The organism is Bacillus sp. H1a, assembly GCF_000633475.1.
Lineage (GTDB): Bacteria > Bacillota > Bacilli > Bacillales > Bacillaceae_G > Bacillus_A > Bacillus_A paramycoides.
The window spans coordinates 149,256-167,613 of sequence record NZ_AYMH01000010.1 but is presented as its reverse complement, the minus strand read 5'-3'; the positions used below and the strand labels follow the sequence as shown (position 1 = coordinate 167,613).

Sequence of the window (18,358 nt, the reverse complement as noted above, 5' to 3'; positions counted from 1 at the left end):
ATATTGTACATAAAAACAGAAAGAAGTTCGACGAAATTGTTTGAAAAAATTTGAAAATGCCCCTTGATACATTTTGTAAAAGGTGTTAAAGTTTGAATTATTATAAAAGAAAATGAATATTTATTCTTTAGGGGGATGCAAAATGGAGAAGAAAAAAGTTGTGTTAGCATATTCCGGAGGTCTTGATACTTCCGTTGCAATTAAATGGTTACAAGAGAAGAATTATGATATTATCGCGCTTTGTTTAGATTTAGGAGAAGGTAAAGACTTAGCATTTGTAAAAGAAAAAGCACTTTCAGTAGGAGCAATTAAATCGTATATGATTGATGTTCAAGAAGAATTCGCGAATGAATATGCATTGATGGCATTACAGGCCCATACGTTATACGAAGGGAAATATCCTCTCGTTTCTGCATTATCTCGTCCACTTATTGCGAAGAAATTAGTAGAAATCGCAGAACAAGAAGGTGCAACTGCAGTTGCACACGGATGTACAGGGAAAGGGAATGACCAAGTTCGCTTCGAGGTTTCTATTCAAGCATTAAATCCTTACTTAGAAGTGATTGCGCCTGTGCGTGAATGGAAATGGTCACGTGAAGAAGAAATTGCATATGCAAAAGAAAACGATGTACCAATTCCGATTAATTTAGATAGCCCATTTTCAATCGACCAAAACTTATGGGGACGCAGCAACGAATGTGGAATTTTAGAAGATCCATGGGCAGCGCCGCCAGAAGATGCATACGAGATGACATTGGCATTAGAAGATACACCAAATAAACCAGAGTTTGTAGAAATCGGATTTGAAGCAGGAGTACCGACGACTTTAAACGGCACTGCATATTCGCTTTCTGAATTAATTAAAACGTTAAATGCACTTGCTGGAAAACATGGTGTGGGACGTATCGATCATGTAGAAAATCGCCTTGTTGGTATTAAATCTCGTGAAGTATATGAATGCCCAGCAGCAATGACATTAATAACAGCGCATAAAGAACTTGAAGATTTAACACTTGTGAAAGAGGTTGCTCATTTCAAACCGATGATTGAGCAAAAACTAACAGAATTAATTTATAACGGCTTATGGTTCTCACCTTTAAAACAAGCACTCAATGCTTTCTTACAAGAAACGCAAAAACATGTAACAGGTACAGTGCGTGTGAAATTATTTAAAGGTCATGCAATTGTAGAAGGGCGTAAGTCTGAATACTCTTTATACGATGAAAAATTAGCAACGTATACTGTCGATGATGAATTTAATCATGATGCAGCAGTTGGTTTCATTTCATTATTCGGTTTACCTACAAAAGTATACAGCCAAGTGAATCAAAAGAAGGTGGAAGCGTGAGCAAACTTTGGGGCGGACGTTTTACAGAAGAAGCGGAAGCGTGGGTAGAAGAATTTGGAGCTTCTATTTCCTTTGATAAGCAATTGGTTAATCAAGATATAAAAGGTAGTATCGCACACGTTACAATGCTAGCAAAACAAGGCATCGTAACGAAAGAGGAAGCGGAGAAAATCAAGATAGGGCTTCAGTATTTATTAAAAGAAGCAAAAGAGAATAAACTCCAATTCTCGGTAGAAGCAGAAGATATTCACCTAAACATTGAAAAAATGTTAATTGAACAAATTGGCGAAGTAGGAGGAAAGCTTCATACAGGCCGAAGTCGTAACGATCAAGTGGCGACAGATATGCACTTATATTTAAAAGAAAAAGTAGAAGATATTATAAAAGCTACAAAACAATTGCAAACTGTTCTTGTTCATCAAGCGGAAAATAACATTGAAACAATTATGCCTGGCTATACGCACTTACAGCGTGCCCAGCCGATTTCATTTGCGCACCATATTCTTGCTTACTTTTGGATGTTAGAGCGCGATGTGAATCGTTATGAAGATTCGTTAAAGCGTATTAACATTTCGCCGCTAGGAGCAGGAGCACTAGCTGGCACAACATTTCCGATTGACCGAGAATATAGTGCGGGGCTCCTTGGATTTAATGGAATCTATGAAAATAGTTTAGATGCGGTAAGCGATCGTGATTTCATATTAGAGTTTTTAAGTAACTCATCTATGCTCATGATGCACTTATCACGTTTTTGTGAAGAGCTTATTTTATGGAGTAGTCAAGAGTTTCAATTTATTGAAATGAGCGACCAATACGCGACAGGTAGCAGCATTATGCCGCAAAAGAAAAATCCCGATATGGCTGAGCTCATTCGCGGTAAAACAGGCAGAGTATATGGCAATTTATTTAGTTTGCTTACTGTAATGAAAGGATTGCCGCTTGCTTACAATAAAGACTTACAAGAAGATAAAGAAGGAATGTTTGATACAGTGAAAACAGTAGAAGGATGCCTTCATATTATGGCAGGCATGCTGGAAACGATGACTGTAAACAAAGAAAAAATGGGGCAAGCTGTGACGCAAGATTTCTCTAACGCAACAGAAATTGCTGACTATTTAGCAAGCAAGGGACTACCATTCCGTCAAGCTCATGAAATTGTTGGGAAGTTAGTTCTACATTGCACACAAAAAGGAATCTATTTATTAGATGTACCACTTGAAACATATAAAGAAATGAGTCCGTTATTTGAGGAAGATTTATATGAAGTTCTTTCACCATATGCGGCTGTAAAGCGCCGTAACAGTGCTGGTGGAACAGGCTTTGAACAAATTGAAAAAGCTTTGGAGAAGGCGAAGAGTTTAACTAAAGAGGTTATATCAAGAGCTTAAATAGATATGAGAGACTGCTGATAAGTACTATTAGCAGTCTTTTATATTTTTAGAGGGGTGTCGAGCGTTTCATAGTTATTTTTCATAATGATAAAATGATGCTTCTCATGAATCGCTAATAGTTGAATAGATTGAATAAGGTTAGGATAGTGAGCAATTGGATCTAAAAATACGATATGCCCTGCAATATTTTCTTCTATATTTTGAACTAGTTTTTGTATTTCATCTGTTTCGTGTGAAAGTAATTCTTCTAATTCGTTTACATTCATAGCGTAATAGACTTTTTTTGAAGGGATTAAAATCCAAGGGGCTTTCATTCCTTTTCCATGCTTTTCTTTATATTCGGCATAAATGTCATGTATTTCAGTTGCAAATGGGGTATTTCTTCTTAGTTTGGCATAGGGGATAAGAGCGAAAGAGAATTTAATCGCTACTTTTAGCATCCTTGCAATTAAATATAAGTGATAAAAGTGCTCACCAATAGACCATTTTGCGTCTTCTTTCTTATACCATAGTTGTTCTTGTGAAAGTGAATGAAGTTTAGGAAGGAATTGGTTTCTTTGTACATGTAATGTGTGAAAGTGTTTTGAGATATTTTCAGATTTCATAGTAGAGCAGCCTCCATACATGTTTTTCCTAATTATAACATTTTACGTATGAATTTAATTAAGCCTAGAACAATGTGTTCTAGGCTTAATTATCCATCGATTAATCATACTTATGTCGATCTTCCGTAATTCGAATATACTCAATATCCATCAAATCTCGAAGTAGTGCACCATTACTTAATTCTACGCCATGTTTTTCTTTAAAATGTGTACGAATCGTATCTAACATTTCGATTTCTTTTCCATTCACATCTAAAATAATACGTTCAGAATCATCCATGTAGCATCCTCCTTTTCTAAACACATATATTTTGTCCGTCTATTTCTAAAAAATGTATGTTAACGTAATGTTAGGAAATAAGAAGGGAATGGAGAATAAGACGTATTTATTTTATAGGGTTAATTTTATACACGCTAATTGTATTACACGTTGCGATGTGTATCTGTACTCTATTTGTAGTAGATTGCTGTATTTCTTTATGGCTTTCGAGAAAAAAGAAAGTACAAGAGGTAAAAGATAAAAAAAGAAATAGAACGGAAAAAGAGAAAACGTTCATTGTAGCTTGTCTTGTATTTATGGTAAAATATGTAAAATGAAAAACACCAAGCCCATGTGGACTTGGTGTTTTATTTATAAATTAAAGCTCACCTTGTTCTTCATCCCCACGAACAACAAGGACATCGCATTTCGCATAGCGAATAATATGTTCAGAGACGCTACCAATTAGGAAACGTTCTACAGCATTTAAACCAGTTGCACCGCACATAATTAAATCCACTTTATGTGTTGGGGCAATTTCTTTTGAGATTTTAGATTTTGGATTACCAAATTCTAATACAGTTTCCACTTTTTCAAGACCAGCTTCAACCGCAGTCTTTTTGTAGTCTTCTAATAAGTCTTCTGCAAAGAGGTTTGCACGCTCAGCGATAGCGCGGCTATAAGCCTCTACTGCGGAATATGCTTTCACATCAACGATATGAGCAATTGTTAATGTTGCATTGTTTCGTTTTGCGACTTGAATTGCTTTCTTAAAGGCTTTTTCTGCTTCTTTGGAACCGTCCACTGCAATTAAAATATTTGTATATGTATTATTCATAGTAGATTCCTCCCAATTCATTTTCATAACCGTTTACAACTTAATTATAAAACAAATTATGGTAATGTGCTTGCTAAAACGTTACAGAATTTTGAAAACTCTGTTTTAGTTCATTTTAGTTGTAATTGGAGCGAGAACTTGTTACATATGAAGTATAGCAATTTAAAAGGAGGCAGTTTTGTGAGACACGCGCTCATTACAGCCGGTACGAAAGGTTTAGGAAAGCAAGTAACAGAAAAGTTATTGGCTAAAGGATATTCAGTAACAGTAACGTATCATAGTGATATATGTGCTATGGAAATAATGAAAGAAACTTATAAAAATATGGAAGAACGTCTACAGTTCGTGCAAGCTGATGTCACGAAAAAGGAAGATTTACATAAAATAGTAGAAGAAGCGATGAGCCGTTTTGGCAAAATTGACTTTTTGATTAATAATGCTGGTCCGTATGTATTTGAACGGAAAAAATTAGTCGATTACGAAGAAGACGAATGGAATGAAATGATCCAAGGTAATTTAACAGCGGTGTTTCATTTATTAAAACTTGTCGTGCCGATTATGAGAAAACAGAACTTTGGTCGTATTATTAACTACGGTTTTCAAGGAGCAGATAGCGCACCTGGATGGATTTATCGTTCAGCCTTTGCAGCTGCGAAAGTAGGGCTTGTTTCATTAACGAAAACAGTAGCTTACGAAGAAGCGGAATATGGTATTACTGCGAACATGGTTTGTCCTGGTGATATAATTGGTGAAATGAAAGAAGCGACGATTCAAGAAGCACGAAAGCTAAAAGATAGTAACACACCAATTGGTAGATCCGGAACAGGTGAAGATATCGCAAGAACTATTTCGTTTTTATGTGAGGAAGATTCGGATATGATTACCGGTACAATTATTGAAGTAACAGGTGCGGTTGATGTTATCCATAAACATCTTAAATAATGAGTAGTTGTAGTAATTGGACAGGTGATTTTCATATATAAGAATCATACTGTCCTTTTATGTGGAAGAAATTCTATCGGAAAACTTGTATTATTTTTTGTCAAATATTGAGATATTATGTTAAAATATAAGAGCGTAGAAAGCGCTTTAAAAAATGATTCAGGGGTCATTTCATAACTCAAGGGGGAACTAATAATGCGTATCGGTATTCCAACAGAAATTAAAAACAATGAAAACCGTGTGGCAATGACGCCAGCGGGAGCTGTACATTTAGTACAAAATGGTCATGAAATTTTTGTTCAAAAAGGAGCAGGTGTAGGATCAGGCTTTACAGATGAAGAATACGTACAAGCTGGTGCGAAACTTGTTGAAACTGCTGAAGAAGCATGGAATCAAGATATGGTTATGAAGGTAAAAGAGCCAGTTGAAAGTGAATACGGTTATTTCCGCGAAGGTTTAATTTTATTCACATACTTACATTTAGCTCCAGAGCCAGAATTAACAAAAGCATTAATTGATAACAAAGTTGTATCAATTGCATACGAAACAGTACAATTAGAGAATCGTTCTTTACCATTACTTGCACCAATGAGTGAAGTTGCAGGCCGTATGGCTGCGCAAATCGGTGCACAATTCCTTGAGAAAAACAAAGGCGGTAAAGGTATTTTACTTGCAGGTGTTCCAGGGGTTAAACGCGGTAAAGTAACAATTGTCGGCGGTGGTCAAGCTGGTACAAACGCAGCAAAAATTGCAGTTGGTTTAGGTGCAGATGTAACAATCATTGACTTGAGTGCAGAACGTCTTCGTCAATTAGATGATATTTTTGGTAATCAAGTAAAAACGTTAATGTCTAACCCATACAACATTGCAGAAGCTGTTAGAGAATCTGATCTTGTAATCGGTGCAGTATTAATCCCAGGTGCAAAAGCACCAAAACTTGTAACAGAAGAAATGATTAAATCAATGGAACCAGGTTCTGTCGTTGTAGATATCGCGATTGACCAAGGTGGTATTTTCGAAACAACTGACCGTATTACAACTCACGACAACCCAACTTATGAAAAACATGGTGTTGTTCACTATGCAGTTGCAAACATGCCAGGTGCGGTTCCACGTACATCAACTCTTGCGTTAACAAACGTAACAGTACCATATGCAGTACAAATTGCTAACAAAGGCTACAAAGATGCTTGCTTAGGCAACTCTGCATTATTAAAAGGTATTAACACATTAGATGGATATGTAACATTCGAAGCAGTTGCAGAAGCGCACGGCTTACAATATGCTGATGCGAAAGAGCTTCTTGAAAAAGCTCCTGCTTTATCATAATAGAAATAAAGTAAAGACCTTTCCTTTGTAGGAAGGGTCTTTTTGTTTAAACTAATTATCTAACTTCTTCACAACTTTCAAGCCGAACATCATTGTGAAGAAAAGAATTCCAAACAAGTAATACAGGGCATACTCTACTCGTATCGTCGAATTTTCGTTGGTGATATATAAAATAAATAGTATAGCAGAACCAATTAAGTGAGAGAGGCCGAAAACTTGGGCCATAAATTTTAAGCCCATCTTTTCAATTCTTTCATCTGTCTCAGGTAATGGATACTGTTCCTCTGTTTTCTTTTTTTTCGTAAAAAATATGCGTTTAACTAGTAATAGTAGTAAAGATAAGAGTATGTACGTGCCAGCGAATAGAAGAGCAGAACGAACATTTTCTTCATCACTACTATTGAAATAAAGAAAGGCCGATCCTAACACTAAAATAGTAAGATGCGAAGCAAACCCTTGGATAAAATTACTTTTCATTTTTTTCCTCCCCAGTCTTATCTAACTGAAATAAATCCTCCACTTTACAGCCGAAAAACTCACATAATTTCAATGCTAATTCTAAACTTGGGTTGTATTTATTTTTCTCGATGGCGATGAGGGATTGACGAGTGATATTAACAGCGGAAGCTAATTGCTCTTGAGTGATGTCTCTAACGACGCGGAATTGTTTTACTTTATTTTGTATCAAATATACAAAGTCTCCTTTTTGTAAATTTGTTACATTTATTATATCCATTTTTAGGTAAAATGTAAATGAAGCTTTACAAAAAGTAAATAAAACTTTACGAGAGATATTGCTTGTTGCAATGTATATTTTTGTGATAATTTGGAATTAAACGGAAAGTGAAAGTCGATAGAGGGGATTGGGTGGGGAGAACTATGGAAACAGTAAATCTATTAGAGTTAACAAAAGATATTAAAGACCAACATAAGAACTTCGTCGTTTCAAATGTAAATAGTCATTGTTTACGAATTGCTGTATTTACTGGTGAATATGATTGGCACTATCATTCTAATTCGGATGAATTATTCATTGTATTAGAGGGAGAATTACTGATCGATTTTCAAGATAGAGAGACAGCAGTTTTAAAGCCGAATGATTCTATTTTAATTCCAGCAGGTACAATTCATAGAACGAGAGCGTTGAAGAGAACGGTAAATCTTTGTTTTGAAAATGTAGAGGCGGATACAGTAATTGTGGAGGTCGTATGAGAAGGTTAGAGATTGAAGAATACGATAAAGTAATTCCGCTTTTAGAAGGGAATCAACGAACAACAACTTTTGCGTATGCAGTTTGTGATCAAATCATAGATGGTGAAATTTTTACAAATGAGAAATTAACAGCAGGACTAATCGTTACAGCTAACGGCATTTATTATTTGTTTGGCGACACTTATGACCGAAGTTTTAACGAGGATTTAGTTTCATGTATTGAAACAGCTATTGAAAAAACAGAGAAACGATTTACACTGTTTACTTCAAGTAAAGAGTGGGAAATGATTATTGAAGAGCGTTTTAGTAATGTACTCCGGAAAATTCCAAGAATGACATTTCAATTTCAAAGAGAAGTTCTTGAAGAAAGAAAAAAAGATTTTAACAAAAATACATATGAAGTTAAGCGTATTGATAAAAGCAATATAGAAAGAAGTAATGAATTTACAGAGGAATATTACAAAGAATATTGGGGATCAAAAGAAGCGTTTTTAAATAGTGGCTTTGGTTTTTGTATAGAACAAGATGGGATAATCATAGCTGAATGCGTCTCAATATTTAGCGGGAATGGTTTTGCTGAAATTGATATTGCTACGCATGAGGCATATCAAGGGAAAGGATTAGCTAAAGTTGTCGCAACAAGTTTCATTGAACATTGTATACAAAATCATATTATACCGTGCTGGGATTGTAATGTGGATAATATTCCTTCGCAAAAGTTAGCTAGTAAAATAAGTTTTCATAATCCAGTAGAATATGATCTATTTGTGCGTAAGAAAATGGGGGAATAAAAATGAATGTGGAACTAACGAGATTTAAGGTGAAGGAAGGTAAAAGTCATCGTGTAGATGAATGGATGCAGCTTCTTAATGACAATATGAAAGATGTACTTTTGACATTAAACGACGAAAAAATGTATGTCGAGACAATTTTCCGGGAAATAAGAGATGGAGAAGAGTACTTATATTGGTATTCTGTGCAAGGAGAAGGTGGTACTCTTGTCGAAAATTCTCATCATGAAGTTGATAAAAAACATTTAGCGTTTTGGTATGAATGTATTGATGAGGATGAGCCGGCTGTCGATATGAAGACGGAAGTCGTTATGATTCAAGATGTTGTGAAAGAAGTAATGAAATAATAGAGTAGTATTTTGTAAAGATAAACCATCCTCTTTTTTTGGTGAAATATATATTATTGGAGATGCTGTAAGATGAGAATTAGTAATAAATATATCACTCTCGATGAAATAGAGATAATCAGAGACTCATTAGATAAATTGCATGAATATCATAACAGTAAATCAAATTATTTTTCTGGTGATTATCCAAGAATGACATTTGAGGAACGTATTGAAGATTATAAAAAAAATTCAAAGCACGGAGAATATAGAATTGAACTATTGATTGAGTCAGAAACAGATAATATATTAGGATTTTGTATAGCATATAGTAAAAAAATAAGCGGGAAGATTGAGGTTCTATTTGTTGATGAAAAATATCGAAGAAACGGACTCGGTTTGAAATTAATGAATAGTGCAGTGGAATGGTTTAAAGAACAACAAATAGATGAAATTGAATTAACGGTAGTGTACGGAAATGAAGCTGTATCGTTTTATCAAAAGTTGGGATTTTATCCACGTTCAATTATTATGACAACTAAATCATAACGATATTATGAGAATATACCTTTTAAAAGAGTGGAAGTTTTTGTTTCAAAAAATTGATTTGTATGTTGAAAAATTAAAATATATGTGAGAAGCACATTAAAACAGATGTGCTTTTTATTATGAAAATTTTTTTAGAAAAGAAGCAGAAGATATTGTGAAAGATACGTTGTATAAAGCTTTATTGCTTATGTAGAGTTAAAAAATCCTAAAAGTGGCGCAAAATTAAATGTTGAAATGGCTATAAATGTTTTTGGATTTGAAGGGAGTTATGCAAAAGTAAAAGAAGGTGTGGAAAACGATTTAACAATAAACTCAAAAGAGTTTCTGTACCAAATGAAGTCTTTAGCAAAAAAAAGTGAAGGTATACCAAGTGATTATTTTGAACAATACTTATAAAGAAATAAAAAACATCAAACCAAAAGACTTACCAATATACGGTGTAGTCGTAACCGGAAAAACGGAGGATTTACAAAGTTTACAAGGAGCATCATATATTAAAGCGGCTGTTAGAGGTGTAACAGTTGAGAAATATTGATTACAACTAATTAATGTGAATAATCAGAAAACTTGTGTTATAATATGGGAAAAGGAGGTTTATATGAGGCAAATACATGGAGCAATTTATATTTACATAACAATGTTTTTCGTGGGGATATCCTATGGTTTAGGGCACGTGTATTCGCATCCTATATTAACTTTTTTAAGTGGAGCATGTATGGTGATTGCGTTTCTTGTCCACCTCTTCTCAGTTTGGATCGTGAAATTTCAAATAAATATTAGTGAGATAGAAGAAGGCACTTTTTAAGAGCCTTCTTTTTTAATAATATTGGCGAAGCCCCTGTAGTAATTTTTCAATTTCGCATTCAGTTTCTTTACATATAGACATAGTACGTAATCTGAAAAATAAGCTACGTAAGAAAGATTTTATATTTCCGAATAGAAATTCGTACGAGTCAATATGAAGTGTCGGTTTTTGAACTTGCAATTGAGCTACTAGATCACGAAGGGCTAATATGAGTACTTCTTCCTCTAGACCATTTTGCAGCATTGCGACAATCGGATAAATGATACGTTCATCTTCTTCATACTTGTAATAGATGGAATGGACACAAACTTTATTTAATAAAGTTGTTAGTATTTCTCCATAATGTGAAGTTCCCAGTTTAGGATTATTAACAAGCGCTTCAAATGTATCTGAAACATGAGCGATACTATGTGCCCAGCCACGGTCTTGAACATATCCTCGTAAGTCATGTTCTTTGTTCATATATAGAATTAATTTATCTTTTACATTTAAAATATCAGACTGTGATAAGAAATGATGTTTTGTATCAGCATCAATAATGAGCGCAATTAATAATGTCGTAAATGCTCGGGTAAATACAGCGTCATCGTCATCTAAGTGAACTTTATAAAATAAATATTTTTCACTGATGCTTTCTGAGAATAGTTTCTGTAAGTGGGTGTGTGAAATATAGTCCTTCTTGATTAGATGATAAAAAGTAGAGTAAATGAGTTTGTCTCTTAAATAGCTATCGGTAACACCGATATGTTGAAGCATACTTGAACTTAAAGAATCAATATGAAGTGAGCTGTTGATTATGTAATTATTATTACGAATTTCTTCTAACTGTTGTTGTAACATATAACCCTCCTATTTTAGAAAATTCTGTATATTAATAGTATAATGGGAGGAAGAAATAGACAAGAAATAAGTTCTTTTGAATGACTCGATATGGGGGGATCGTTATGAGGAAAGCCACGTTCTTCTTCATTAGTATTTTATTTCTAATAATATTATCAGCGTGTACTACGAAAACAGTAGAGCAAGTAGGAGTAAAAGAAGAACCTAAAGAAGGCTATGCCATATTAAGAAATGACACGGTATTTTTTGTCGGTGATAAAACGTTTGAAACAAAAGTAGAGTTGCAAAATTATATAGAACAACAAATAAATAAAGAACATCCATCAGATACAGTCTTGAATTTTAAGGATAAAGATGCATCTAATCAATTAAAAACAGGGGATAAGATAAAAGTATGGTCTTCTCAAATACTTGAAAGTTACCCAGCAAAAATGATTGTAGAGAAATTTGAAATGTTGGAGAAATAAAAAAAGGTAGCGATCACGCTACCTTTTTTTATTATTTCACAAATTGTAATTCTTTCGGGAACTTCGTTAAAATTTCTGATCCGTCTTTTGTGATGTAAATGTCATCTTCAATACGAACGCCACCTACGTTTGGTACGTAAATACCTGGTTCGATTGTGAAGACCATACCTTCTTTTAATAGAGACTCGTTGCCTTCTTTTACATCTGGATATTCGTGTACGCTAATTCCAAGTCCGTGACCAAGGCGGTGTGGGAAGAAGTCTCCGTAACCTGCATCTGCGATAACAGAACGGGCCGCGTTGTCGATGGCACCAAATGTAACGCCTGGTTTACACGCTTCAACAGCTTGTAGTTGTCCAGTAAGAACAGTGTTGTAAATGCGAGTTTGTTCTTCAGAAATATCACCAAATGCTACTGTACGTGTAATATCAGAGCAGTAACCGTCAATGATTACACCTAAATCAAATAGTACGAAATCGCCGCGTTTCATTTTGTTTGCACCTGGAATACCGTGTGGAAGAGCAGAGTTTGCACCCGCTAATACCATCGTATCGAATGACATTTTATGGATGCCTTTTGTTTTTAATTCATGCTCAATAATTGCTAATACTTCTAGCTCGCTGCGATTTTCTTTAATTGCATTTACACCAACTTCAACAGCATAGTCTGCCATTTTAGCTGCTTCACGTAAAATAGAAAGCTCTTTTTCATCTTTAATTAGGCGAAGCTCGCGAACTTTCTCTTCAGCTGATTTGAAAGCCGCTTTCGGGAATAATTTTGTTAACTCTTCGTAGCGCTCTACGTTTAAATGTTCTTTTTCAATTGCAACTGCATTTGCATCAATACCACGATCTTTAATTGCTTTTGCAATCATATCCCATGGTTTGTCAGTATCAGTAAATCCGATAATTTCATGTGCCCAGCCAGCGTTACGCGCTTGGCCTTCTTCCATTTTAGGACAAATTAAAATAGGCTCTTTTTCTTGGAATACAAACATACCAAGTAGTCTTTCATGTGGTTCGCAGTGGAAGTTTGTCATGTAGAAGACGTTTGGTGTAGAAGTTAAGAACGCAGCTTCTACGTTTTTTTCTTTTAGCCATTGCATTAAATTTTCTAATCTAGCATTCATCGATAGGCACCCCCGAGATATTTAATTACAAATATAACTTTACATCGGATGAAAGCGTTATGACAAGTAAATAGATGTTAGAAAAGACAGGGAATTAAGAAATCATGTAGAATAAAAAGTGTGAATGTGAATAGGGGAGGAATGGAATGATGAAAGTATCTTATCACGGGCATTCAGTTGTAAAGATTGAAACGAATGGAAAGGTTATTTTAATTGACCCATTTTTAACGGGGAATCCGAAAACAGATTTAAAAGCAGAAGATGTAAAAGTTGATGCGATTATTTTATCGCACGGACACGGTGATCATGTCGGCGATACAGTAGCGCTAGCAAAAAAAAATAATGCGGTTGTTGTGGCGCCGTTTGAACTAGCGACATTTTTAGGATGGCAAGGTGTAAATACACATCCAATGCATATTGGAGGTTCACACGAATTTAACTTCGGTAAAGTGAAATTTACGCAAGCATTCCACGGTTCTAGTTATATTGATGAAGAAAATAAAACAATTACATATACAGGTATGCCAGCTGGTATTTTGTTTACGGCAGAGGAGAAAACTGTATATCATGCAGGAGATACTGCTTTATTCTCTGATATGAAGTTAATTGGAGAACTTAATAACGTTGATTTAGCATTTTTACCAATTGGTGATAATTTTACAATGGGGCCAGAAGATGCTGTTTTAGCTGCAAAATGGGTGGGTGCGAAAACAGTTGTACCGATGCATTACAATACGTTCCCAGTTATTGAACAAGACCCTTATCAATTTGTAGAAAAACTACAAAATTGTACAGGGAAAGTATTAGAAGCTGGAGAAAGTATTACACTATAAAAAAGAAACCCTTCATTTGAACAAACAAGTGAAGGGTTTTTTACGTGTGTAGCACAGCTTTTAAAGTTTGCGCTTGTTTTGGTGATTTTTTTCTTTTTGGGAGTGGTTGTTCGGGTGTTTCATTCAATTCAATTGCAACCTTTTTTCCATCTACGAAAGCTAAAAATACAGCACCTACAACCTCTAAAAATTTTTTCATCATTTATTCGCTCCTTTGTTTCATTTCTTGTCTTAATTGTATATGGAGGCGTGTGGACAAACTATCGAACGAGATGACAATACCATTACATTGTTGTAATGGAATGATTGGTGTAATGTAAGGAGCATTTTGTTATAAAGAAAATAGTACAGATATACAAAGAGAGAGTGTAACAGTTTTGAAAATATAGTATACTGAAAATACAACACATGAAGAATTTAGGGAAAAGAAAGTATGGTGAAACCATTTGGCTACCAAACATAATCAAATTTTAGAACATATTAATAGCCTGCCAGTAGGGCATAAAATTTCTGTGAGGCAAATTGCGAAAGATTTAGGTGTAAGTGAAGGGACAGCTTACAGAGCAATTAAAGATGCAGAAAATAAAGGATATGTTAGTACAATTGAACGTGTCGGAACAATTCGAATTGAACAAAAGAAGAAAGAGAATATTGAAAAACTGACATATGCAGAAGTCGTTAACATTGTCGATGGTCAAGTGCTTGGAGGCAGAGACGGACTACATAAAACATTAAATAAATTCGTAATCGGGGCTATGAAATTAGAAGCGATGATGCGCTATACAGAAGCAGGGAACTTACTTATTATCGGTAACCGTACGAACGCACATCAATTAGCATTAGAAGCTGGAGCTGCGGTGTTAATTACGGGTGGATTTGATACGGAAGATCATGTGAAGAAATTAGCAGACGAGTTAAAGCTACCGATAATTTCGAGTAGCTATGATACATTTACGGTCGCAACGTTAATTAACCGTGCTATTTATGATCAGCTTATTAAGAAAGAAATTGTACTCGTTGAAGATATTTTAACACCAATTGAAGAAACGTTATATTTAAAGCCAAGTGATACAGTACAGCAATGGCATGCCTATAATGAAGAGACGATGCATGGACGTTATCCAATTGTTGATGAAAATAAAAAGGTGTTAGGTATCGTAACTTCCAAAGATATGATTGGTGTTGTGAAAGAAACACCAATTGATAAAGTAATGACAAAGCATCCAATTACGGTAAATGGAAAAATGTCTGTCGCAGCTGCGGCACGTATGATGGTGTGGGAAGGTATTGAGTTACTTCCTGTTGTTGACGAAGGAAATAAATTACAAGGAATTATTAGCCGCCAAGATGTACTTCAGGCGCTGCAAATGATTCAGCGTCAACCGCAAGTTGGTGAAACAATTGATGATATTGTAACGAATCAATTTATGACTCCGAAAGAAGCGAAAAATGAGCATCTATACCAATTTTCAGTGACACCACAAATGACCAATTCAATCGGGACGTTATCTTACGGCGTATTCGCAACGATTGTGACAGAAGCAACGAATCGCGTCATTCGTGCGCAGAAGAAGAGTGACTTAATTGTTGAGAACTTAACCATTTATTTCGTAAAGCCAGTTCAAATTGATAATGTTGTATCAGTTCATCCGAAAGTATTAGAAATTGGGCGTAAATTTGGTAAGGTTGATGTAGAAGTGCATCATGAAGGTAATGTTGTTGGAAAAGCATTGCTTATGGTGCAATTGATCGATAAATAAAAAGATGGAACAAATCGCTTTGATTTGTTCCATCTTTTTTGTTTTATAGGTGTTGACCATCGCTAAAGATGTAAGCGAGTTTTAGTAGAATATGTATAAGACTGAGTAGGAGTAGAAAAATTATGCTTATTTGGTATGTAGGAGAGGGGTTATATGGAGAGACAATTATATAATAAGAAAAAACAGAATATTAATTCATTTAGATTATATACTATGTTATAATTAGATTGTAAGATAATGGATGTCGGAAGGGGGATGCAATATGTCATCAGAATTACTCTTTTTTGGTGGTATCGCACTCTTTTACTTTCTTGTGATGATACCAATTCAATACTTATATTTACAAGGATTAAATGAAAAAAAGAAACGAACAGGATTATCTCAGCAAGAACTATACAAACAGATGTCCTTTGAAGAAGAACAATTACATTTTCACGTACAAGGCAATCTATTTAATATACCTTCTGCGTTTGTTGCAAGTATGATTTTGAAGATTAAGGGACGTAAAAAAGCATCACAATATTGATGCTTTTTTACGTTGTTTTATAAGATTCAGCTTCTTTTACTGCTAATGGTAGAAAGTGTTTATATTGGCGGAATCCATTAAATGTACTCGCAGTGCCAAATAAAATAAACAAAACACCAACGATGATGCGGGCAGTTGAAAGCTCTAAAAAAAATTGGTTTATCCCAAAGAATAGGACGAATAAGCCAAGTGCCATAGCGGATTTCCCTGAGAGCCAACCTTTCTCCATTGGACGGTTTGTACGAAAGAATTTTGTTTTATAGAAGAGATACAACATAAATGAGACGATAATACAGAAGACTAATACTGGCATAATGCACACTCCCATCGCTTTGTATAAAATAGTAGAGAATGAAGAGATATCTAAACTTTCTAACTTTTATTATAAAGCAATTGTTCGCATGTATGAAATATTTTCCGCTATAATGGAGGATAAAGTGAAGAAGTTGAATGAAAAGGAGATTATACATATGCATGAACAAATTTTAGGAGCAATTAAAGAGTTTGATACAATTATTATTCATCGTCATGTGCGTCCGGATCCAGATGCGTTAGGTTCTCAGTGCGGACTTGGTACAATTTTGCAAGAATCGTTTCCAGAGAAAAATATTTATATGGTTGGGTACAACGAGCCTTCTTTATCGTTTTTACGAGTAATGGATGATATTGAAGATAGTGTGTATGAAGATGCACTTGTTATCGTTTGTGATACAGCAAATCAAGAGCGTGTTTGTGATCAGCGTTATACAAAAGGAAAGATGTTAATTAAAATTGATCATCATCCAAATGAAGATCCGTACGGAGATATTACGTGGGTGGATACGACAGCAAGCTCTACAAGTGAGCTTATTTATGAGTTTTATTCTTATGGAAAAGATAAAGGATTAACGATTCCAAAGGAAGCAGCTCGCCTTATTTTAGCGGGTATTGTTGGAGATACAGGCCGCTTCTTATTCCCAAATACAACAGCGAAAACACTTCGTTACGTAAGTGAGCTTGTTGATATGGACGTGAAATTCACGGATTTATACAATGAAATGTATAAGACGAAAGAAAAAATTGCTCGTTTAAACGGTTATATTTTACAAAACTTTACGATGGTAGAAGAAGGAGCAGCGTACATTAAATTAACGAAAGAGGTATTAGAAAAGTTTGATGTACTTCCTTCTGAAGCATCTGGTGTTGTCGGAGCGCTTGGTAATATTGATGGATTAAAGGCGTGGGTTCTATTTTTAGAGGAAGACGATGTTATTCGTGTTCGTCTTCGTTCAAAAGGACCGGTTATTAATAAATTAGCAATGCAATATAACGGTGGAGGACATCCGATGGCTTCTGGTGCAAAAGCATCTTCTTGGGAAGAAGCGGATCGTCTTTTTGCTGATTTACGTGAGCTGTGCAGATAAGAGCTTATATGTTAAAACGAAAAGAAGGAGAGGCGTAGAAGCCCTCCTTCTTTTCGTTTATTTTTCTTTCTCTATATCAATACTAATTTCAAGTACGGTATCAAAAGAGACTGTGTCTACTTTGAAGCGATATATACGATCGTAATGTTTGTACGTTTTATTTTCGATTACCTTTTTGAGTAGGTCTTTATTTTTGGCGATGCTTTGAATGTTTTTCGTTAAAAGATGTTGGAGATCGTTATGGATAGAAGTGGTCATATTTTCGAGTGTAAGGTTGTCTAAGTCATATTTTTCTCGATTTATAATTTTTATTTTGATTTCTTGAATTGTTAAGAGCCGCTTATTTTCCGTATTCAATTTCTCTTGATCTTCGAGAAGGACGTGGAGTTTTGCTTCTTGCTTTTCTATAATTTCTTTTTGTTCTGCTATTTTACTGGCTTGTTCTTGCTGAAAAACACCGTATATGTACAAAAAAATAAACCAGCTCAAAACCCCTCCAACAGCAGCACCAGCTAAAACTAAATACCACCTTTTTGCTGTATTGGCACTTGGTACTCTCATACATGTTCCTGTGTAAGCCATTTAATAATAATAAGACCAGTTTGCATACCACCAGTTGCGAAAAAAATAAGGAGAATTTGTTTTACGATATCTTTCATATCTCCGCCAAAGAAGCTTCTTTCAAAGCTATAAAAGGTATCGAACGTTCCGCCAATTGCTGCAACGAGTGCCCAAATTCTTAAATTTTGGGCAAATTGATTAATATAAGTTAGAGCTGGTTTTCCGATGAGAAATGCACCAAATCCACCAATTAATGAACCACCAAGTATAACTCCAAAGGCAATAAAGTAACTAATAATAAGCAGAGAGAAAAAAGTATGTTCTCTTACATCCATCGTCATTCCCCTTTCTTCTTCATATATATGGACAAAGTATGAGAAGTATGTTTTGATTTCCGCTTTCCTCATCACCTATAATAAAAGTAGTCAAATAGGTAAAGAGAGG

At 34.9% G+C, this 18,358-nt stretch carries 25 protein-coding genes and 2 pseudogenes; 16 read left to right on the top strand and 11 right to left on the bottom strand.

Annotated features, from left to right (window positions below):
* Window positions 1-142: 142 nt before the first annotated feature.
* Together U860_RS0104800 and argH are read left to right on the top strand one after the other, a co-directional pair.
* Window positions 143-1,348 carry an argininosuccinate synthase gene (locus tag U860_RS0104800; RefSeq protein ID WP_002173754.1) on the top strand — a complete coding sequence of 402 codons (1,206 nt, stop codon included), beginning with the start codon at window positions 143-145 and terminating at the stop codon, window positions 1,346-1,348.
* On the top strand, window positions 1,345-2,736 hold the full coding sequence (argH, locus tag U860_RS0104795) for an argininosuccinate lyase (RefSeq protein ID WP_025147588.1): 1,392 nt from the start codon (window positions 1,345-1,347) through the stop codon (window positions 2,734-2,736). Before U860_RS0104800 ends, argH begins: the two co-directional genes overlap by 4 nt.
* A gap of 41 nt (window positions 2,737-2,777) precedes the next feature.
* On the opposite strand, the gene U860_RS0104790 is transcribed toward argH, so the two are convergent.
* Together U860_RS0104790 and U860_RS0104785 are read right to left on the bottom strand one after the other, a co-directional pair.
* The gene (locus tag U860_RS0104790) at window positions 2,778-3,344 is read right to left on the bottom strand and encodes a DinB family protein (RefSeq protein WP_025147587.1); all 567 of its coding nucleotides are present in this window, start codon (window positions 3,342-3,344) and stop codon (window positions 2,778-2,780) included.
* A gap of 100 nt (window positions 3,345-3,444) precedes the next feature.
* Window positions 3,445-3,624 (bottom strand): hypothetical protein, encoded by a 180-nt coding sequence (locus U860_RS0104785; protein WP_000342760.1) that lies wholly within the window; start codon window positions 3,622-3,624, stop codon window positions 3,445-3,447.
* A 95-nt stretch (window positions 3,625-3,719) separates the two neighbouring features.
* Here U860_RS0104785 and U860_RS32750 point away from each other — a divergent pair.
* Window positions 3,720-3,903, top strand: a pseudogene (locus U860_RS32750) (hypothetical protein); the annotation flags it as partial.
* A gap of 79 nt (window positions 3,904-3,982) precedes the next feature.
* Here U860_RS32750 and U860_RS0104780 read toward each other — a convergent pair.
* Window positions 3,983-4,441, bottom strand: a complete 459-nt coding sequence (locus U860_RS0104780) for a universal stress protein (protein WP_025147586.1) — start codon at window positions 4,439-4,441, stop codon at window positions 3,983-3,985.
* A gap of 147 nt (window positions 4,442-4,588) precedes the next feature.
* Between U860_RS0104780 and U860_RS0104775 the strand changes: the two genes are divergently transcribed.
* Both U860_RS0104775 and ald read left to right on the top strand, forming a co-directional pair.
* Complete coding sequence (locus U860_RS0104775; RefSeq protein ID WP_029952849.1) at window positions 4,589-5,383, top strand: SDR family oxidoreductase; 795 nt, start codon at window positions 4,589-4,591, stop codon at window positions 5,381-5,383.
* Between the two features lie 195 nt (window positions 5,384-5,578).
* Window positions 5,579-6,712 (top strand): alanine dehydrogenase, encoded by a 1,134-nt coding sequence (ald, locus tag U860_RS0104770; protein ID WP_025147585.1) that lies wholly within the window; start codon window positions 5,579-5,581, stop codon window positions 6,710-6,712.
* A 51-nt stretch (window positions 6,713-6,763) separates the two neighbouring features.
* Here ald and U860_RS0104765 read toward each other — a convergent pair whose 3' ends face one another.
* Window positions 6,764-7,189, bottom strand: coding sequence for a hypothetical protein (locus U860_RS0104765; RefSeq protein ID WP_025147584.1), 426 nt, complete (start codon window positions 7,187-7,189; stop codon window positions 6,764-6,766).
* Complete coding sequence (locus U860_RS0104760; protein WP_033795369.1) at window positions 7,179-7,448, bottom strand: helix-turn-helix transcriptional regulator; 270 nt, start codon at window positions 7,446-7,448, stop codon at window positions 7,179-7,181. The genes U860_RS0104765 and U860_RS0104760 overlap by 11 nt, the downstream gene beginning before the upstream one ends.
* A gap of 143 nt (window positions 7,449-7,591) precedes the next feature.
* Between U860_RS0104760 and U860_RS0104755 the strand changes: the two genes are divergently transcribed.
* The 6 genes and pseudogenes from U860_RS0104755 to U860_RS0104725 all read left to right on the top strand — a co-directional run bounded on the left by U860_RS0104755 (window position 7,592) and on the right by U860_RS0104725 (window position 10,395).
* Window positions 7,592-7,924 carry a cupin domain-containing protein gene (locus tag U860_RS0104755; RefSeq protein WP_025147582.1) on the top strand — a complete coding sequence of 111 codons (333 nt, stop codon included), beginning with the start codon at window positions 7,592-7,594 and terminating at the stop codon, window positions 7,922-7,924.
* Window positions 7,921-8,715 (top strand): GNAT family N-acetyltransferase, encoded by a 795-nt coding sequence (locus U860_RS0104750; RefSeq protein WP_025147581.1) that lies wholly within the window; start codon window positions 7,921-7,923, stop codon window positions 8,713-8,715. The genes U860_RS0104755 and U860_RS0104750 overlap by 4 nt, the downstream gene beginning before the upstream one ends.
* A 2-nt stretch (window positions 8,716-8,717) precedes the next feature.
* Window positions 8,718-9,062 carry a DUF6176 family protein gene (locus U860_RS0104745; protein ID WP_025147580.1) on the top strand — a complete coding sequence of 115 codons (345 nt, stop codon included), beginning with the start codon at window positions 8,718-8,720 and terminating at the stop codon, window positions 9,060-9,062.
* 72 nt (window positions 9,063-9,134) lie between these two features.
* Complete coding sequence (locus U860_RS0104740; protein WP_025147579.1) at window positions 9,135-9,590, top strand: GNAT family N-acetyltransferase; 456 nt, start codon at window positions 9,135-9,137, stop codon at window positions 9,588-9,590.
* Between the two features lie 183 nt (window positions 9,591-9,773).
* Window positions 9,774-10,125: pseudogene (locus U860_RS32745) on the top strand (anti sigma factor C-terminal domain-containing protein); the annotation flags it as partial.
* A gap of 63 nt (window positions 10,126-10,188) precedes the next feature.
* Entirely contained in the window at window positions 10,189-10,395 is a 207-nt protein-coding gene (locus U860_RS0104725) for a hypothetical protein (RefSeq protein WP_002173739.1), read from the top strand.
* 12 nt (window positions 10,396-10,407) lie between these two features.
* Here the strand turns inward: U860_RS0104725 and U860_RS0104720 are convergent, their stop codons facing one another.
* Window positions 10,408-11,235, bottom strand: a complete 828-nt coding sequence (locus tag U860_RS0104720) for a DUF2785 domain-containing protein (RefSeq protein WP_025147578.1) — start codon at window positions 11,233-11,235, stop codon at window positions 10,408-10,410.
* Between the two features lie 80 nt (window positions 11,236-11,315).
* Between U860_RS0104720 and U860_RS0104715 the strand changes: the two genes are divergently transcribed.
* Window positions 11,316-11,702, top strand: a complete 387-nt coding sequence (locus tag U860_RS0104715) for a DUF3221 domain-containing protein (protein ID WP_025147577.1) — start codon at window positions 11,316-11,318, stop codon at window positions 11,700-11,702.
* 31 nt (window positions 11,703-11,733) lie between these two features.
* On the opposite strand, the gene pepQ is transcribed toward U860_RS0104715, so the two are convergent.
* The gene (gene pepQ, locus U860_RS0104710) at window positions 11,734-12,831 is read right to left on the bottom strand and encodes a Xaa-Pro dipeptidase (RefSeq protein ID WP_025147576.1); all 1,098 of its coding nucleotides are present in this window, start codon (window positions 12,829-12,831) and stop codon (window positions 11,734-11,736) included.
* A 149-nt stretch (window positions 12,832-12,980) separates the two neighbouring features.
* On the opposite strand from pepQ, the gene U860_RS0104705 reads away from it, so the two are divergent.
* The gene (locus U860_RS0104705; RefSeq protein ID WP_025147575.1) at window positions 12,981-13,664 is read left to right on the top strand and encodes a metal-dependent hydrolase; all 684 of its coding nucleotides are present in this window, start codon (window positions 12,981-12,983) and stop codon (window positions 13,662-13,664) included.
* 40 nt (window positions 13,665-13,704) lie between these two features.
* On the opposite strand, the gene U860_RS35750 is transcribed toward U860_RS0104705, so the two are convergent.
* A complete protein-coding gene (locus U860_RS35750) occupies window positions 13,705-13,866 on the bottom strand; it encodes a hypothetical protein (protein WP_033795368.1) in 162 nt (53 codons plus the stop codon).
* A 244-nt stretch (window positions 13,867-14,110) separates the two neighbouring features.
* On the opposite strand from U860_RS35750, the gene U860_RS0104695 reads away from it, so the two are divergent.
* Window positions 14,111-15,424, top strand: coding sequence for a CBS domain-containing protein (locus tag U860_RS0104695; protein WP_002173733.1), 1,314 nt, complete (start codon window positions 14,111-14,113; stop codon window positions 15,422-15,424).
* A gap of 262 nt (window positions 15,425-15,686) precedes the next feature.
* Window positions 15,687-15,950, top strand: coding sequence for a DUF3949 domain-containing protein (locus U860_RS0104690; RefSeq protein ID WP_025147574.1), 264 nt, complete (start codon window positions 15,687-15,689; stop codon window positions 15,948-15,950).
* A gap of 7 nt (window positions 15,951-15,957) precedes the next feature.
* Here the strand turns inward: U860_RS0104690 and U860_RS0104685 are convergent, their stop codons facing one another.
* Window positions 15,958-16,263, bottom strand: coding sequence for a YtpI family protein (locus U860_RS0104685; RefSeq protein WP_002173730.1), 306 nt, complete (start codon window positions 16,261-16,263; stop codon window positions 15,958-15,960).
* A 157-nt stretch (window positions 16,264-16,420) separates the two neighbouring features.
* Here U860_RS0104685 and U860_RS0104680 point away from each other — a divergent pair, with 157 nt between their 5' ends.
* The gene (locus tag U860_RS0104680) at window positions 16,421-17,353 is read left to right on the top strand and encodes a bifunctional oligoribonuclease/PAP phosphatase NrnA (protein ID WP_002173729.1); all 933 of its coding nucleotides are present in this window, start codon (window positions 16,421-16,423) and stop codon (window positions 17,351-17,353) included.
* A 57-nt stretch (window positions 17,354-17,410) separates the two neighbouring features.
* On the opposite strand, the gene ytrI is transcribed toward U860_RS0104680, so the two are convergent.
* Entirely contained in the window at window positions 17,411-17,914 is a 504-nt protein-coding gene (gene ytrI / locus U860_RS0104675; RefSeq protein ID WP_002173728.1) for a sporulation membrane protein YtrI, read from the bottom strand.
* Window positions 17,911-18,324: a YtrH family sporulation protein gene (locus tag U860_RS0104670; protein WP_002034291.1), complete on the bottom strand. Its 414-nt coding sequence runs from the start codon at window positions 18,322-18,324 to the stop codon at window positions 17,911-17,913. Before U860_RS0104670 ends, ytrI begins: the two co-directional genes overlap by 4 nt.
* Between the last annotated feature and the right edge of the window lie 34 nt (window positions 18,325-18,358).

Bases quoted from the DNA above. Each gene is read 5' to 3' on its own strand.
- U860_RS0104800 (WP_002173754.1), top strand. From the start codon at position 143: ATGGAGAAGAAAAAAGTTGTGTTAGCATATTCCGGAGGTCTTGATACT.
- U860_RS0104790 (WP_025147587.1), bottom strand. From the start codon at position 3,344: ATGAAATCTGAAAATATCTCAAAACACTTTCACACATTACATGTACAA.
- U860_RS0104785 (WP_000342760.1), bottom strand. From the start codon at position 3,624: ATGGATGATTCTGAACGTATTATTTTAGATGTGAATGGAAAAGAAATC.
- U860_RS0104780 (WP_025147586.1), bottom strand. From the start codon at position 4,441: ATGAATAATACATATACAAATATTTTAATTGCAGTGGACGGTTCCAAA.
- U860_RS0104775 (WP_029952849.1), top strand. From the start codon at position 4,589: ATGAAGTATAGCAATTTAAAAGGAGGCAGTTTTGTGAGACACGCGCTC.
- ald (WP_025147585.1), top strand. From the start codon at position 5,579: ATGCGTATCGGTATTCCAACAGAAATTAAAAACAATGAAAACCGTGTG.
- U860_RS0104765 (WP_025147584.1), bottom strand. From the start codon at position 7,189: ATGAAAAGTAATTTTATCCAAGGGTTTGCTTCGCATCTTACTATTTTA.
- U860_RS0104760 (WP_033795369.1), bottom strand. From the start codon at position 7,448: ATGGATATAATAAATGTAACAAATTTACAAAAAGGAGACTTTGTATAT.
- U860_RS0104755 (WP_025147582.1), top strand. From the start codon at position 7,592: ATGGAAACAGTAAATCTATTAGAGTTAACAAAAGATATTAAAGACCAA.
- U860_RS0104750 (WP_025147581.1), top strand. From the start codon at position 7,921: ATGAGAAGGTTAGAGATTGAAGAATACGATAAAGTAATTCCGCTTTTA.
- U860_RS0104745 (WP_025147580.1), top strand. From the start codon at position 8,718: ATGAATGTGGAACTAACGAGATTTAAGGTGAAGGAAGGTAAAAGTCAT.
- U860_RS0104740 (WP_025147579.1), top strand. From the start codon at position 9,135: ATGAGAATTAGTAATAAATATATCACTCTCGATGAAATAGAGATAATC.
- U860_RS0104725 (WP_002173739.1), top strand. From the start codon at position 10,189: ATGAGGCAAATACATGGAGCAATTTATATTTACATAACAATGTTTTTC.
- U860_RS0104720 (WP_025147578.1), bottom strand. From the start codon at position 11,235: ATGTTACAACAACAGTTAGAAGAAATTCGTAATAATAATTACATAATC.
- U860_RS0104715 (WP_025147577.1), top strand. From the start codon at position 11,316: ATGACTCGATATGGGGGGATCGTTATGAGGAAAGCCACGTTCTTCTTC.
- pepQ (WP_025147576.1), bottom strand. From the start codon at position 12,831: ATGAATGCTAGATTAGAAAATTTAATGCAATGGCTAAAAGAAAAAAAC.
- U860_RS0104705 (WP_025147575.1), top strand. From the start codon at position 12,981: ATGAAAGTATCTTATCACGGGCATTCAGTTGTAAAGATTGAAACGAAT.
- U860_RS35750 (WP_033795368.1), bottom strand. From the start codon at position 13,866: ATGATGAAAAAATTTTTAGAGGTTGTAGGTGCTGTATTTTTAGCTTTC.
- U860_RS0104690 (WP_025147574.1), top strand. From the start codon at position 15,687: ATGTCATCAGAATTACTCTTTTTTGGTGGTATCGCACTCTTTTACTTT.
- U860_RS0104685 (WP_002173730.1), bottom strand. From the start codon at position 16,263: ATGCCAGTATTAGTCTTCTGTATTATCGTCTCATTTATGTTGTATCTC.
- U860_RS0104680 (WP_002173729.1), top strand. From the start codon at position 16,421: ATGCATGAACAAATTTTAGGAGCAATTAAAGAGTTTGATACAATTATT.
- ytrI (WP_002173728.1), bottom strand. From the start codon at position 17,914: ATGAGAGTACCAAGTGCCAATACAGCAAAAAGGTGGTATTTAGTTTTA.